Origin of the sequence: Streptomyces sp. NBC_01520, from assembly GCF_045040375.1 — a bacterium.
GTDB lineage: Bacteria > Actinomycetota > Actinomycetes > Streptomycetales > Streptomycetaceae > Streptomyces.
Window position 1 is genome coordinate 2,137,343 of sequence record NZ_CP109404.1, and the last position, 14,391, is coordinate 2,151,733.

16 protein-coding genes are annotated in these 14,391 nt (G+C 71.4%); 5 read left to right on the forward strand and 11 right to left on the reverse strand.

Annotated elements, in window-relative coordinates:
• The first annotated feature begins 150 nt into the window (after window positions 1–150).
• A complete protein-coding gene (bfr, locus tag OG524_RS09705; protein WP_007451289.1) occupies window positions 151–630 on the forward strand; it encodes a bacterioferritin in 480 nt (159 codons plus the stop codon).
• Between the two features lie 36 nt (window positions 631–666).
• Here bfr and OG524_RS09710 read toward each other — a convergent pair whose 3' ends face one another.
• Window positions 667–936, reverse strand: a complete 270-nt coding sequence (locus tag OG524_RS09710) for a bacterioferritin-associated ferredoxin (RefSeq protein WP_405391342.1) — start codon at window positions 934–936, stop codon at window positions 667–669.
• Window positions 937–1,099: 163 nt separating this feature from the next.
• Window positions 1,100–2,446, reverse strand: coding sequence for a class II 3-deoxy-7-phosphoheptulonate synthase (locus OG524_RS09715; RefSeq protein WP_405393253.1), 1,347 nt, complete (start codon window positions 2,444–2,446; stop codon window positions 1,100–1,102).
• A 103-nt stretch (window positions 2,447–2,549) separates the two neighbouring features.
• Here OG524_RS09715 and OG524_RS09720 point away from each other — a divergent pair, with 103 nt between their 5' ends.
• Both OG524_RS09720 and OG524_RS09725 read left to right on the forward strand, forming a co-directional pair.
• The gene (locus OG524_RS09720) at window positions 2,550–2,606 is read left to right on the forward strand and encodes a trp operon leader peptide (protein WP_124277238.1); all 57 of its coding nucleotides are present in this window, start codon (window positions 2,550–2,552) and stop codon (window positions 2,604–2,606) included.
• A 96-nt stretch (window positions 2,607–2,702) separates the two neighbouring features.
• Entirely contained in the window at window positions 2,703–4,604 is a 1,902-nt protein-coding gene (locus OG524_RS09725) for an anthranilate synthase family protein (protein ID WP_405809855.1), read from the forward strand.
• A 37-nt stretch (window positions 4,605–4,641) separates the two neighbouring features.
• Here the strand turns inward: OG524_RS09725 and OG524_RS09730 are convergent, their stop codons facing one another.
• The 4 genes from OG524_RS09730 to OG524_RS09745 all read right to left on the reverse strand — a co-directional run bounded on the left by OG524_RS09730 (window position 4,642) and on the right by OG524_RS09745 (window position 8,445).
• On the reverse strand, window positions 4,642–5,649 hold the full coding sequence (locus OG524_RS09730; protein WP_405809857.1) for a 2-hydroxyacid dehydrogenase: 1,008 nt from the start codon (window positions 5,647–5,649) through the stop codon (window positions 4,642–4,644).
• A gap of 110 nt (window positions 5,650–5,759) precedes the next feature.
• Window positions 5,760–6,452, reverse strand: a complete 693-nt coding sequence (locus OG524_RS09735) for a response regulator (RefSeq protein ID WP_405391339.1) — start codon at window positions 6,450–6,452, stop codon at window positions 5,760–5,762.
• A complete protein-coding gene (gene macS / locus OG524_RS09740) occupies window positions 6,449–7,678 on the reverse strand; it encodes a MacS family sensor histidine kinase (protein WP_405809859.1) in 1,230 nt (409 codons plus the stop codon). The genes OG524_RS09735 and macS overlap by 4 nt, the downstream gene beginning before the upstream one ends.
• Window positions 7,679–7,725: 47 nt before the next feature.
• Complete coding sequence (locus OG524_RS09745; RefSeq protein WP_405391337.1) at window positions 7,726–8,445, reverse strand: lysophospholipid acyltransferase family protein; 720 nt, start codon at window positions 8,443–8,445, stop codon at window positions 7,726–7,728.
• Window positions 8,446–8,661: 216 nt separating this feature from the next.
• On the opposite strand from OG524_RS09745, the gene OG524_RS09750 reads away from it, so the two are divergent.
• Window positions 8,662–9,441: an alpha/beta hydrolase gene (locus tag OG524_RS09750; protein ID WP_405391336.1), complete on the forward strand. Its 780-nt coding sequence runs from the start codon at window positions 8,662–8,664 to the stop codon at window positions 9,439–9,441.
• Window positions 9,434–10,105, forward strand: coding sequence for a hypothetical protein (locus OG524_RS09755; protein WP_405391335.1), 672 nt, complete (start codon window positions 9,434–9,436; stop codon window positions 10,103–10,105). Before OG524_RS09750 ends, OG524_RS09755 begins: the two co-directional genes overlap by 8 nt.
• 70 nt (window positions 10,106–10,175) lie before the next feature.
• Here OG524_RS09755 and OG524_RS09760 read toward each other — a convergent pair whose 3' ends face one another.
• From OG524_RS09760 to OG524_RS09780, 5 genes are all read right to left on the reverse strand, one after another.
• Entirely contained in the window at window positions 10,176–10,937 is a 762-nt protein-coding gene (locus tag OG524_RS09760; RefSeq protein ID WP_405391334.1) for an endonuclease/exonuclease/phosphatase family protein, read from the reverse strand.
• A gap of 127 nt (window positions 10,938–11,064) precedes the next feature.
• Complete coding sequence (locus OG524_RS09765; RefSeq protein WP_405391333.1) at window positions 11,065–12,006, reverse strand: ROK family glucokinase; 942 nt, start codon at window positions 12,004–12,006, stop codon at window positions 11,065–11,067.
• Between the two features lie 75 nt (window positions 12,007–12,081).
• Window positions 12,082–12,573: a DUF5304 domain-containing protein gene (locus OG524_RS09770; RefSeq protein WP_405391332.1), complete on the reverse strand. Its 492-nt coding sequence runs from the start codon at window positions 12,571–12,573 to the stop codon at window positions 12,082–12,084.
• Between the two features lie 81 nt (window positions 12,574–12,654).
• A complete protein-coding gene (locus tag OG524_RS09775) occupies window positions 12,655–13,836 on the reverse strand; it encodes an ArsA-related P-loop ATPase (RefSeq protein ID WP_405391331.1) in 1,182 nt (393 codons plus the stop codon).
• Window positions 13,837–13,840: 4 nt separating this feature from the next.
• Window positions 13,841–14,290 (reverse strand): SRPBCC family protein, encoded by a 450-nt coding sequence (locus OG524_RS09780; protein ID WP_405391330.1) that lies wholly within the window; start codon window positions 14,288–14,290, stop codon window positions 13,841–13,843.
• Between the last annotated feature and the right edge of the window lie 101 nt (window positions 14,291–14,391).

The following is a 14,391-nucleotide window of genomic DNA, read 5'->3' on the forward strand; positions in this document are numbered from 1 at the left end:
ATGGTGACAGACAGGCAGGGGTGGTCATGACCAGGGGAGAGCCGATTCGGGCAACTCATACTAAGCGTGCACTTACTGGACGGCCGCCGGGCGCGATGCGAGGATGCGGCGCAAACATGCCCAGTTCACCGGTTGGAAGGAGCCTCTGCGATGCAGGGCGACCCCGAGGTCCTCGAGTTCCTGAACGAACAGCTGACCGCCGAATTGACTGCCATCAACCAGTACTTCCTGCACGCGAAGATGCAGGACAACTTCGGCTGGACGAAGCTCGCCAAGTACACCCGGGCCGAGTCGTTCGACGAGATGAAGCACGCCGAGATCCTCACCGACCGGATTCTCTTCCTGGACGGGCTGCCCAACTACCAGCGGCTCTTCCATGTGCGGGTCGGCCAGACGGTCACCGAGATGTTCCAGGCCGACCGTCAGGTCGAGGTGGAGGCGATCGACCGTCTCAAGCGGGGCATCGAGGTGATGCGCGGCAAGGGCGACATCACGTCGGCGAACATCTTCGAATCCATCCTGGAGGACGAGGAGCACCACATCGACTACCTCGACACCCAGCTGGAGCTGGTGGAGAAGCTCGGGGAGCCGCTCTACATCGCGCAACTGATCGAGCAGCCGGAGAGCTGATCCGGCCGGGGCCGCCGTCCCGGACCGGCGGGTCGCTCAGGCGGCGTCGGAGAGCCGTACGTCCGGCGTGGTACCGAAGAGGGCGGGCGCACCGGACGGGGCGCCCGTCGGCTCCGTACGGCCTTCCAGGAGCTCACGGCGCGGGCAGTCGCCACGGCCGAGGAGCGCCTGGATCCGGCGGACGCAGCCGCCGCAGTCCGTGCCGGCCTTGCACGCGGAGGCGATCTGGCGGGGCGTGCACGCGCCGTCGTCCGCATGCTGCTTGACCTGCTGCTCGGTGATGCCGAAGCAGGAGCAGACGTACATGCGGTTCACCTCCCGGGCGGGGTCGATCGCGGCGCCGTCCCCGACTTCTCGGTGAGGCTAACCTAACCTTACCCGTCACCACCGGCGCGTGAAAGCCCCGGGAACGACTGTGGGGCACGGATCACATGGATCCGTGCCCCACAGGCGTCGTCGCGGGCGGTTCCTACTGGTCGCGGTACATCTCGGCGACCAGGAACGCCAGGTCGAGGGACTGGCTGCGGTTGAGGCGCGGGTCGCAGGCCGTCTCGTAGCGCTGGTGCAGATCGTCCACGAAGATCTCGTGGCCGCCGCCCACGCACTCGGTGACGTCGTCACCGGTGAGCTCGACGTGGATGCCGCCCGGGTGCGTACCGAGGCCCTTGTGCACCTCGAAGAAGCCCTTGACCTCGTCCAGGACGTCGTCGAAACGGCGCGTCTTGTGGCCGGACGCGGCCTCGAAGGTGTTGCCGTGCATCGGGTCGGTCACCCACACCACGGTGGCGCCGGAGGCGGTGACCTTCTCGACCAGCTCGGGAAGCTTGTCGCGGACCTTGTCGGCACCCATGCGCACGATGAAGGTCAGCCGGCCCGGCTCACGCTCGGGGTCGAGACGGTCGACGTAGCCGAGCGCCTCGTCGACGGTGGTCGTCGGGCCGAGCTTGATGCCGACGGGGTTGCGGACCTTCGAGGCGAACTCGATGTGCGCGCCGTCCATCTGCCGGGTGCGCTCACCGACCCAGACCATGTGGGCCGACGTGTCGTACAGCCGCCCGGTGCGCGAGTCGGTGCGGGTGAGCGACGACTCGTAGTCCAGCAGCAGTGCCTCGTGCGAGGCGTAGAACTCGACCGCCTTGAATTCGGCCGGGTCCGTGCCGCACGCCTTCATGAAGTTCAGCGCGTTGTCGATCTCACGGGCCAGTGCCTCGTAACGCTGGCCGGAGGGCGAGGACTTCACGAAGTCCTGGTTCCAGGCGTGCACCTGGCGCAGGTCGGCGTAGCCACCGGTGGTGAAGGCGCGGACCAGGTTCAGCGTGGAGGCGGACGCGTGGTACATCCGCTTCAGCCGCTCGGGGTCCGGGATACGGGCTTCCTCGGTGAAGGCGAAGCCGTTCACCGAGTCGCCGCGGTAGGTCGGCAGGGTCACGCCGTCGCGGGTCTCGGTCGGCTTGGAGCGCGGCTTGGAGTACTGCCCCGCGATCCGGCCGATCTTGACGACGGGCACGGAGGCCGCGTACGTGAGGACGGCACTCATCTGGAGCAGCGTCTTCAGCTTGGCCCGGATGTGCTCGGCCGACACGGCGTCGAAGGCCTCGGCGCAGTCACCGCCCTGCAGCAGGAACGCCTCGCCCTTGGCGACGGCTCCCAGGCGGGCACGCAGCTGGTCGCACTCGCCGGCGAAGACGAGCGGAGGATACGACTCGAGGTCCGCGAGCACATCGCGCAGAGCCTCGGCATCGGGGTACTCGGGCTGCTGCGCCGCGGGAAGGTCTCGCCAGGTGTTGCCACCGGCGACGGAGGTATTGGCGTTCACGGTCACGCCCACAACATTACGGGGTCGGCGACGCCGTTCCGCCGCGCGCTCAACTACTGAGACACACGCTCGTTTGTCCGGTGCATCCGCTAGGGTTCGGGACATGTTCGCGCAGACGACCCAGAACTGGTGGTGGACCGCTCATCCGGCGGCCCGCTGATTCATCGCGCGTACAGACTTCGCGAAGGCCGCCCGAGGGGCGGCCTTCTCTGCGTTTCGGAGCCGGGAGCCGTTCCTCCATCCGGAAGGAACGCCCATGCCCGACCGTGCCGAGCACATCCCTGTCACCGACCTCGTCCAGCGACTGCTCCGGGACGGCTCCCCGCCCTTCGCGCTGCTCCGCAGGCGGACACCCGGCCGGGACCACGACACCGTCGAGGTCCTGATCGGCGGGGTGCGTGAGGTGGACCGCCTCGCCGGGATCCCGGTGGGCGAGCGGCCCACCCTGGCCCTGGTGCCCTTCCGGCAGATCGCCGAGCGCGGTTTCGACGTGCGCGACGACGGGACCCCACTGGCCGTGCTGACCGCCGACGAGGCCTACGAGCTGCCGCTGGACGAGGTCCTCGCGCAGCTGCCCTCCCATGGGGTGCGGGTCGAGAACGGCGCCTTCGACGTCCCGGACGAGGAGTACGCGGACATCGTCCGGCGGGTCGTCGAGGACGAGATCGGACGGGGCGAGGGCGCCAACTTCGTGATCCGGCGGACCTTCGGAGGTGAGATCCCCGGGTTCGGCAGAGCGGACGCACTGGCGCTGTTCCGGCGGTTGCTGGCCGGTGAGCGCGGGGCGTACTGGACGTTCGTCGTCCACACCGGGGACCGGACGCTGGTCGGCGCCAGCCCGGAGGTCCATGTGCGGATGTCCGGCGGGACGGTCGTGATGAATCCGATCAGCGGGACGTACCGCTACCCGGCCGGCGGGCCGACCGCCGAGGGCCTGCTGGCCTTCCTCGGCGACCGCAAGGAGACCGAGGAGCTCTCGATGGTGGTCGACGAGGAACTCAAGATGATGTGCACCGTCGGCGACATGGGCGGCGTGGTGGTCGGCCCCCGCCTCAAGGAGATGGCCCACCTCGCCCACACCGAGTACGAACTGCGCGGGCGTTCCTCGCTGGATGTGCGCGAGGTCCTGAAGGAGACCATGTTCGCGGCGACGGTCACCGGCTCCCCCGTGCAGAACGCCTGCCGGGTGATCGAGCGGTACGAGCCAGGGGGCCGCGGCTACTACGCGGGCGCCCTGGCCCTGCTGCGCCGGGAGCCGGACGGTACGCAGACGCTGGACTCGCCGATCCTGATCCGCACGGCCGACATCGCGGCCGACGGCCGCCTGCGGGTGCCGGTCGGGGCGACACTGGTGCGCCACTCCGACCCGGCGGGCGAGGTCGCCGAGACCCATGCGAAGGCGGCCGGGGTGCTGGCGGCGCTGGGCGTCCGGCCGGGCCGGCCGGAGGCGGAGGCGGACCGTCCGCGGCTGGCCTCCGATCCGCGGGTGCAGGCGGCCCTGGACGACCGGCGGGGCGGACTCGCCCCGTTCTGGCTGCGGATGCAGGAGCGCACGCGGGAGCTGACCGGCCATGCGCTGGTGGTGGACGGCGAGGACACCTTCACAGCCATGCTGGCGCATCTGCTGCGCTCCTCGGGTCTGACCGTGTCGGTGCGCGGGTACGACGATCCGGGGCTGCGCGACGCCGTACGGGCGCACCGGGGGCCCGTCGTGCTGGGTCCCGGGCCGGGTGATCCGGGGGACGTGTCCGATCCGAAGATGCGGCTGCTGCGCGGGCTGACCGCCGAGCTGGTGCGGGACCACCGGCACGGTCTGCTGGGTGTCTGTCTGGGCCATGAGCTGATCGCGGCGGAGCTGGGCCTGGAGATCGTGCGCAAGGCCGTGCCGTACCAGGGGGCACAGACCCGGATCGAGCTGTTCGGCCGCCCGGAGACCGTGGGCTTCTACAACAGCTTCACGGCGCGGTGCGACGAGGCGGCGACGGCCGAGCTGGGTGCCCACGGCATCGAGGTGAGCCGGGACCCGGCCTCCGGGGAGCTGCACGCGTTGCGGGGGCGGGGCTTCGCTTCGGTCCAGTTCCACCCGGAGTCGGTGCTGACGCTGCGGGGCGCCACGATCGTGACCGAGCTGCTGACGGCGCTGCCGGTGCCCGGCTGAGGGGCCGGCCTCGTGGGGCCCCGGAGCGCCGGGGCCCTTACGGGGCGGCCGGGAGCTTGGGGACGAGGACGTTCTCGCTGCGTCGGCCCGCGAGGTAGTCGGCGACGTTACGGACGGTCGCGTCGATGATCTGGCCCACGGCGTCGGTCGTGTAGTACGCCTGGTGCGAGGTCACGATGACGTTCGGGAAGGTGACGAGCCTGGCCAGGGTGTCGTCGTCGATGCCCTCCAGGGACTTGTCGACGTAGAAGAGTCCCGCCTCCGCCTCGTACACGTCGAGTCCGACACCGGTGAAACGTCCGGCCCGCAGCTCGGCGACGAGCGCGGTGGAGTCGATGAGACCGCCGCGGCTGGAGTTGACCAGGATCGCGTCGTCCTTCATCAAGGACAGGGCGTCCTTGCCGATGATGTGGTGGGTGGCGGGCAGCAGCGGCACGTGGAGGCTGACCAGGTCGGCCTCGGCGAAGAGCCGCTCCTTGTCGACGTACGTCATGCCGAGCTCGGTGCAGGCCGGGTTCTCGGCGACGTCCCAGCCCAGCAGGTTCATGCCGAAGCCGTGGGCGATCCGGGTGAACGCCTCGCCGATCTTGCCGGTTCCGACCACTCCGGCCGTGCGGCCGTGCATGTCCCGGCCGAGAAGTCCGTCGAGGCGGAAGTCGAAGTCCCGGGTGCGGCTCACCGCGCGGACGATACGGCGGTTGACGGCCATGGCCAGGGTCCAGGCGAACTCGGCGACCGAGTGGGGCGAGTAGTACGAGACCCGGGCGACCTGGAGGGCGAGCCGTTCGGCGACGTCGAGGTCGATGTTGTTGAAGCCCGTGGAGCGCTGGGCGATCATCTGCGTGCCGCCCGCCGCGAGGGTCTGCAGGACCGGGCTGCCGAGGTCGGCGTTGACGCTGGTCGAGATGATCTCGTAGCCGGCCGCGATCGGGGCGGTGTCCTTCGTGAGGAAGACGTCCAGGCAGCGCACGTCGTGCTGCCCGGCGAAGGCCTTCTCGATCAGCGGCTTCTCGTCCGACTGCACACCGAATGCGAGGATTTCCACGACGTCTCTCCCGGGGTGGGGGTACGGACCCTGGCGAATATACGGCCCGCACCCCCGGAGCGCCGCTCAGCCGGAGAGGACCCCCGGCCTCCGTCCGCCTCGCCGTGCCGTCAGACGTCGTCGAGGCCGGCCTCGATCGCGTACCGGACGAGCTCCACGCGGTTGTGCAGCTGCAGCTTGCCCAGGGTGTTCTGGACGTGGTTCTGCACGGTCCGGTGCGAGATGACCAGGCGCTCGGCGATCTGTTTGTACGAGAGTCCCTTGGCGACCAGCCGCAGCACCTCGGTCTCGCGGTCGGTGAGCTGCGGAACCTTCGGTTCGTTCGAGGCGGCCGGGGCGGGGTCGGAGGCGAGCCTGCGGTACTCGCCGAGGACCAGTCCGGCGAGCCCGGGGGTGAATACCGGGTCGCCGGCCGCGGTGGCGCGTACGGCTTCGGTCAGTTCCTGGGTGCTGGCCGACTTGAGCAGGTAGCCGGTGGCGCCGGACTTCACCGCCTCCAGCACGTCGGCGTGCTCGCCACTGGCGGAGAGCACCAGGACGCGCAGCCCGGGGCGGGACCCCACGAGCTCCTTGCAGACCTGGGCGCCGGGCATGCCGGGCAGGTTGAGGTCGAGCACGAGGACGTCGGGGTTCACAGCCCCGGCCCGGCGCACGGCCTGCGGGCCGTCCCCGGCGGTCGCGACGACGTCGAAGCCGGCCTCGGCCAGATCGCGGGCCACCGCGTCGCGCCACATCGGATGGTCGTCGACGACCATGACCTTGATGGGCCGCGCCTCGGACGCCTGGGTGTTCGGTGTGCTCATCGGACCGATCCTGCCTTCCCCCGTGAAACCTTCGGAACCTTCAGTTCGACCTCGGTGCCCTGGCCGGGTACCGAGATCAGTTCTGCCGTGCCGCCCAGATCGCGCAGCCGTCCGCGGATCGAGAGCGCGACTCCGAGCCGGCCCTCCCCTTCCGCCTGGTCCAGCCGGCCCTCCGGAATGCCGGGCCCGTCGTCCCGGACCGTGACGATCACCTCGTCCGGCTCGTCCTCGACCAGGATCCAGGCCTGCGCGTCCGGTCCGGCGTGGACCCTCACATTGTCCAGGGCCGCGCTCACCGCGGCGGCGAGCTCACGCGCCGCCGCGGGGGCGAGCAGCACCGGGGCGCCCGGCTCGGCGAAGCTGACCCGGGTTCCGGCGTGCGGGGCGAGGAGGGCACGCAGGTCGCAGTCGGACGTCCCGGTCCCTTCCCCGTCCGGGTCCACCTCCACGGCGCGGACCACGGCGCCCTCGGCGCTGTCCTCGGAGACCCGGGTGGTGGGCACCAGGCCGCTGGAGACCAGGGTGCGCAGCGCGACCTCCTGCTCCCCGGCCATCCGGCCCAGCTCGGCGGCCTCGCCGCCCATCGCGGTGCCGCGGCGCTGCACCATGGCGAGGACCTGCAGGACGCTGTCGTGGATGTCGCGGGCGAGCCGTTCGCGTTCGCGGGTGGCGGCCTCGATCTCCAGGGCGCGGGCGAGGGTGCGTTCACTGGCGCGGGCGACCTCGACGACGTACCCGATGGCGATGGACGCGACCCAGACCAGCAGGACGTTGTGGAAGGTGTCCCAGCTGGGCTCGCCGCGCTCGACGATGTTGGCGGCGGCGACGAGGGTGGAGGCGAAGGCCGCCCAGCGCCAGCCGCCCTTGAGCGCGAAGGCGAGGACCGAGCCGGCGGTCCAGATCGACGGCAGGGTCGGGCCGTCGACCCGCTGGGCGCTGAAGTCGGCGAGGGGGGTCAGCAGGATCCCGGTCAGGGCGACGGTGAGGTCGATGCCGAGGAAGCGCTTGGTGCAGCTCGCCGCGTTGGCCACCCTGGGGAGCGTGATCAGCGTCCACACGGCGAGGACCGCGAGGAAGGCGAAGGCCACCCAGGGCCGGTCGTACGTCTTGTCGCGGAAGCCGGCGAGCAGCACCGCGTAGATCAGGGTCAGTACGCGGTACGCGGTCAGCGCCCGCCACAGCGGCTGTTCGACCGACATCCGTACGACCCGCTCACGCCTGGCCATGGTCCCTCCCCCGATTCCCCTGCCGCCCGGGACGGTGCGCGACGCGGTTACGCGCCGGACCGTTCCGTGCCTTTGTTCTTCGCCTCGTCGGCGAGCTGCCTCTTGGCCGCGGTCGCGTAGATGTCCACGTATTCCTGGCCGGAGAGCTTCATGATCTCGTACATGACCTCGTCGGTCACCGAGCGCAGGATGAAGCGGTCGCCGTCCATGCCCTGGTAACGGGTGAAGTCGAGCGGCTTGCCGATCCTGATGCCGGGCCGCATCAGCCGGGGCACCACCTGACCGGGCGGCTGGATCTTCTCCGTGTCGATCATCGCGACGGGGATGACGGGTGCGCCGGTGGCGAGGGCCACCCGGGCGAGACCGCCGGGCTTGCCCCGGTAGAGGCGGCCGTCGGGCGACCGGGTGCCCTCCGGGTAGATACCGAAGAGCCCGCCGCTCTCGATGACCTGGATGCCCGCCTTTATGGCCGCCTCGCCCGCTCCCCGGCCGCCGGAGCGGTCCACCGGGAGCTGGCCGACGCCCTTGAAGAACGCGGCGGTGAGCTTGCCCTTCACGCCGGGTGAGGTGAAGTACTCGGCCTTGGCGATGAAGGTCACCTTGCGGTCGAGGACGGCCGGCAGGAAGAAGGAGTCTGAGAACGACAGATGGTTGCTCGCGAGGATCGCCGGCCCCTGCTCGGGGATGTTCTCCAGGCCCTCCACCCACGGCCGGAAGGCGAGTTTCAGGGACCCGCCGATGGAGAACTTCATTGCGCCGTAGATCACTCGGGTGCCTCCTGTGTGCTGTCGGTCAGACCTTAGCCTGTGGGGCCCCCGGCCTCTTCCGCCCGGGCGTGGGGCTCCGTCCGCCGCGGACGGCCCCCGGGCGGTGGTGCTCGGGTGGTGACGGCCCTGGTCGGTGTCGGTCCGGTCGCGTACGGTGAGGTAATCCTTTTGCACTCCCCCCGCACGCCCCGTCCCGCTCATGAACAGGAGACCCCGGTGCCGGTCCTCCCTGGAGCCGAGCCGTTCCGCCACGAGGGCGGAGAGGTCGGCGTCCTCCTCTGTCACGGTTTCACCGGTTCACCGCAGTCGATGCGTCCCTGGGCCGATTATCTGGCGGAGCGCGGGCTGACCGTGTCCCTCCCGCTGCTGCCGGGACACGGCACACGCTGGCAGGACATGGCGGTCACGGGCTGGCAGGACTGGTACGCGGAGGTGGACCGGGAGCTGCGCGTTCTGCTGGCCCGGTGCGAGCAGGTCTTCGTCTTCGGGCTCTCCATGGGGGGCGCGCTGTCGCTGCGCCTCGCGGCGAAGCACGGCGACGCGATCCGGGGCCTGGTCCTGGTGAACCCGGCGAACAAGGTGCACGGCCTGGCCGCGTACGCCCTGCCGGTCGCCCGGCACCTGGTGCGGACGACGAAGGGGCTGACCAGCGATATCGCGCTGGAGGGTTCCGAAGAGGTCGGTTACGACCGGGTTCCGCTGCACGCCGCGCACTCGGTCCGGAAGTTCTTCCGGCTGGTCGACGCCCAGCTGCCTCAGGTCACGCAGCCGATCGTGCTGCTGCACAGCCCGCAGGACCATGTCGTGCCGCCGGCCGACTCGGCACGGATCCTCAGCCGGGTGTCGTCCAGGGACGTCGAGGAGATCCTGCTGGAACAGAGCTACCACGTGGCGACGTTGGACCACGATGCGGAGCGGATCTTCGATGAGAGTTACCGGTTCATCGGCCGCCTCGCACCCAGCGTCGGCAAGAAGGGGAGCACGTCCGGTGGCTGAGCACGACGCGGAGCGCGCGGGCAGTGACGAGGAGCGCGAACCGCGCCCCACGGAGGGGACGGCTGTCCCCGAGGGCACGGAGGAGGGCGGGCAGCTCGACGAGGCCGCGGCCTGGGAGGCGATCGTCGCCGGATACGGCGAGGAGCCGCCGGACCCGCCGGGCGCCAAGCCGTTCAAGTCGATAGAGGACCTCGCGCTGCTGGAGGACGACCAGCTCAACACCCTGCCGGGGTCGGACCCGGGTGCCGGGGAGGACGCGGACAAGGGTTCCGGCAAGAAGGCGCCCGGCAGGCCGCCGGAGAAGAAGTCGCTGGGCAGCTCGGTCGTCTTCGCGCCCGGGGTCGCCGGTCCGCGCGACTACGAGGTGGCGGAGTCCGCCGAGGGCGACGGCGACGACCCGGACGACAGCGAGGAGGGGCACTTCGTCCCGCCCGAGCCGCCGCCGCTGCCGGAGGCCGACGTCACGGCGAAGTTCGCCTGGCTCGCGGTCGTCGGCGGCCCGGTGCTGATGCTCGTCGCGGTGCTGCTGCAGTGGGAGATGACGTGGTGGCTCACCACGCTCTCCATCGGCGGCTTCCTGGGCGGCTTCGCCACCCTGGTGGCCCGTATGCCCCATGACGACGAGGACGACGACGACATCCCGGGCTCCGGCGCGGTCGTCTGACCGGGCCGCACGGTCCCGGCGGCCGAGTCGGCCCCCGGTCCACACGGGCCGGGGCGTCCGGCGCGCCCCCTCAGTCCCCGGCCGGCACCCTGAGTGCGGCCAGGACGGGCAGGTGGTCCGTGGCCGCCCTCAGATCCGCGTCGGTGATGCCGGGCAGGGCCGCGGGCACACCGCAGCCGAGCACCTCGATCCCGCCGGTCGCGAACACCGCGTCGATGCGCCTGGCCGGGGCGTGGGGCGGGAAGGTGTGCTCGCCGCCCCACGGCCGTACGGCCCAGCAGTCCTGGAACCGCCCGGCCAGCCGCTGGAAGGCCTTCCCCCGCGGTACGTCGTTGAGGTCGCCGGCCACGACGGCGTGCGGGACACCCATCGCTTCGACACGGTCCAGCAGGAGCTCTGCCTGGGCCGGCCGTTCCTCGCGCCGCAGGCTCAGATGACAGCTCACCACGCCGAGCCGGGCCCCGGCGATCCGTACCACCGCCGTGGCCAGCCCCCGCCGGTGCAGCCCGGGGGTGAGCGGCAGCAGGACGTCCTCGGTGCGTTCCACGGTGGCGCGCAGGGAGCAGAGGAGCAGCGGACCGGCCGCGGGGGCGCCGCCGCCGAGGATCACCAGGTCGGTCATGGCGGCGAGCCGGGCGGCGGCCTTGCGCCAGCGGAAGAAGCGCGGGGCCTCCTGGACGCACACCAGATCGGGTGCGCAGGCGCGGATGACGCGGGCCAGGGCCTCGGTGTCGTCGCGCAGCGAGCGGACGTTGTAGCTGAGCACCCGGATGACGGCCGAACCGTCCGGCTCGGTGCGGGAGTCGGGCAGCGGCATCGGCGTCGTGACCATGCGAGGCACGATACGGCGGACGCCCGCCGCTCCCCGGAGGGCGCGACGGGCGTCGGAGTGCTGCGTGGTCCTCTCGTCCGGATCGGGCCGGGCCTGCGGGGGCGCGGCCTGATCCAAGCGTAGGACCCTAGCCCTGGCGGGCCAGGTCGGCGGCGCCCACCAGGCCTGCCTTGCCGCCCAGTTGGGCTGCCAGGACCTGCGCGTGCGGACGCCACTCGCCGCCGATCAGCCAGCGCCGGAACGACTTGCGGATCGGGTCGAGGACCAGTTCGCCCTCGTCCGAGACGCCACCGCCCACGATGAACGCCGACGGGTCGAAGAGCGAGGCCAGGTCGGCGAGTCCGGCGCCGGCCCAGCGGGCCAGCTCACGGAACGAGTCGACGGCCACCGGGCAGCCCTGCCTGGCGGCCTGGCTGATGTGCTTGCCCTCGATGCCGTCCACCGTGCCGTCGCCGAGCGCCAGCAGGATCCCGGCATTCTCCGGGGTGGCGTTGGCGCGCTGCTTCGCGTACCGGACGAGCGCGCGCCCGGAGGCGTACTGCTCCCAGCAGCCCTGGCTGCCGCAGCCGCAGAGCAGTCCGTCCGGGACGACCCGGATGTGACCGAACTCCGCAGCCACGCCGAAGCGTCCACGGCGCAGCTTGTTGCCGATGATGATGCCGCCGCCCAGGCCGGTGCCGAGCGTGATGCAGATGACGTCGTCGTGCCCCTGGCCGGCACCGAAGCGGTATTCGCCCCAGGCAGCCGCGTTGGCGTCGTTCTCGACGACGACCGGCAGGCCGGTGCGCTGTTCGACCTTGTCCTTCAGCGGCTCGTGCCGCCAATTGATGTTCGGGGCGAACAGCACGGTGGCGCGCTTGTCGTCGACGTATCCGGCCGCGCCGATGCCGACGGCTTCGACGTCGTGACCGTCACTGGCTCCGGCCACGGCCGAGCTGATCGCGTCGACGATGCCTTCGGCCGTCGGCGGGGTCGATACCTTGAACGTCGAGAGGATCCGTCCCTCTTCGTCGACCACTCCAGCCGCGATCTTCGTGCCGCCGATATCGACGCCGATGGTGAGTCCCATGAATCCCTCAGTTTCGGTCGAGCCCCGCTACGGCCAACCGTACCCGAGCCCGGGACGGGTATTTCCGGCCCTGGGTCAGTCCAGGTCAATGTGTTCGCTGCCGCCGGAGCCCTCGTCACGCGGGTCGGAGGGGTCGTCGGCGGCCTTCTTCGCCGGACCGGACGTGCCCGGGGCGTCCCCGGCGGTGCCTCCCGCGCCCTCGGTTCCGCGGGTCCAGCGGCTCTCCTGGCCCTCGACGGCGGAGCGGTAGGCGGCAAGGAGTTCGTTGCCCGCGGCGGCGAGATGGCCGAAGAGGTCCGGATTGCGCTCGATGACGGGCTCGACCGCGGACCTGGCCTGCCGGATGACCTGCTGGACGGTGCCCTGGGCGGCCATGCCGAGCAGCGGCGACCGGAACTCGGAGACCTTGTCGGCGACCGCGTCGATCAGTTTGCGCAGCTCCTCCGCGGCGGAGCCGGGCTGCGGTCCGTACTGCGCACGGCGGCGGGCCTTCTCCGCCTCCAGGTCCTCGGCGCAGGCCTCCGCCCACGCGTCGTCGTCGACGGGACGATCGGTGGCTTCACTCATGACGGACTCCTGCGACGCGGTTGCCTGTGCTGGCCGTACGGGCCACGTACTACCGACGTTACCCGAACGGTGATACGGCGTTCAGGGTGTCCGGGGCCAGAGCGCGGGGTCCGGTGTGAACCGGACACGGAGAACACCGTCGGTGAGCGCGGCTCCGGAGACGGTGCAGCGGCGCAGTGCGGACTCCAGGCGGACGACACGGTGGAACGGGCCCGCGGTGAGGAGCAGTTCGTCGCCCCGGCGGACGAGGCGGAGGTCCTCCTTGACGGCGCCGGGCAGCGGCAGGCACCAGACGAGGACGCCGTCGTCCTCGTCGCGGGAGTCCTCCGTCCACCAGGGGTCGTCGGCGCGGCCCGGTGTCCGGTCGTCCGGTGCGGGTATCGCGTCGAGCAGGGCGAGGTCGTCGAGGGTCCGCGGGTCACGCCCGAGGTGGGCCACCTCGCTCAGCGGCGTACCGCTCTCCTGCCAGCTCACCAGGCACTTCTCCTGGCGGGCGGCGAGATCGGCGAACCAGGGGTCGGACGAGTGCCGGGGCAGGACGCGGTTGGCCACGAGGCCGTCGACGCGCAGTCCGTACAGGGCCAGTCCCGTGCGGGCGGCGCGCAGGGCGTCCTCGGCGGCGGGTCCGGGCTCGGCGACCAGCCGTACGGTCGTCGCCGTGTCCCCGATCAGGGCCTCGACGGCGGCCAGCTCGGCGTCCTTGCGGGCGGCGGCCTCGTACAGCCACTGGGCCGGCATGGGGACTCCGGCGAGCTGCGCGAGCATCGGGCGCAGCGCGCGGGCGGCCTGGCGTTCCTGGGGCAGGAGGCGGCGCAGGTAGCGGCGCAGCTGTCCGGGCAGGGCGAGCAGGGCGAGGGCGTCGGCCAGCGGGGGGAGGTCGACGACGAGGACGTCGTAGCCGTCCTCGGACCAGTCGCCCTCGGCCGCCCGGCGCAGGGTGTGCAGGAGGGCGAGCTGGGCGCTGCCGGGCAGTTCGGTGAGTTCCTCGCCGTCCAGCCGGCGGGCACCGAGCAGGTCGAGGACGCCGGAGGCCCGTTCCTGGAGTGCGACGAGTTCGCCGCGGAAGTGCTCGGCCGAGTCGACGCGGGCGTGGTGGAGACCGTCTGCGGCCTCGGTGGGTCCGGTGCCTTCCGGAAGGCCGGGGACGGCGTCGGCGGAGACCAGGAGTGTGCGGCGGCCGGTGCGGGCCGCCGCCAGCGCCGTCGCCGCGGCGACGGTGGTACGGCCTGCGCCGCCGGGGCCGGTGACGAGGACCGTACGCATGCGATCAGGCCTTCGGGACGGATTCGACGCGCTTCTTCAGTCCGGCCAGGGCGCGGTCGATGATGACCTTCTCGGCCTTGCGCTTGATCATGCCGAGGAGCGGGATCTTGACGTCGACGGCGAGCCGGTAGGTGACCTCGGTGCGGTCGCCGTCGCCCAGGGGCGCCAGCGCGTAACTGCCGTCGAGGGCGCGCAGCATCTGGGACTTGACGAGGCTCCAGCTGACCTCGTACGCGCCGTTCCAGGTGTAGGCGAGGACGTGGTCGTCCTTGATCGCTCCGGCGTCCAGCACCAGCCTGACCTGCTCGGCACGGCCCTGGTCGTCGGAGGCCAGGATCTCGGCCTCCTTCACCTCGCCGGTCCATTCGGGATAGCGGGCGAAGTCGGCGATCACTCCCATGACGTCGGCCGGTGCCGCCTCGATCGTGATGCTCGAGCTGGTGTGTTCAGCCATCGCCGTGGCCCTCCAGTGCGGTGTTACCGGTCGCGTTCGGCAGAGGCCTGCCGTGTGCAGGCTATCGCGTGCCCGCCGTCGCCCCGTCCACGCCCCGGCCG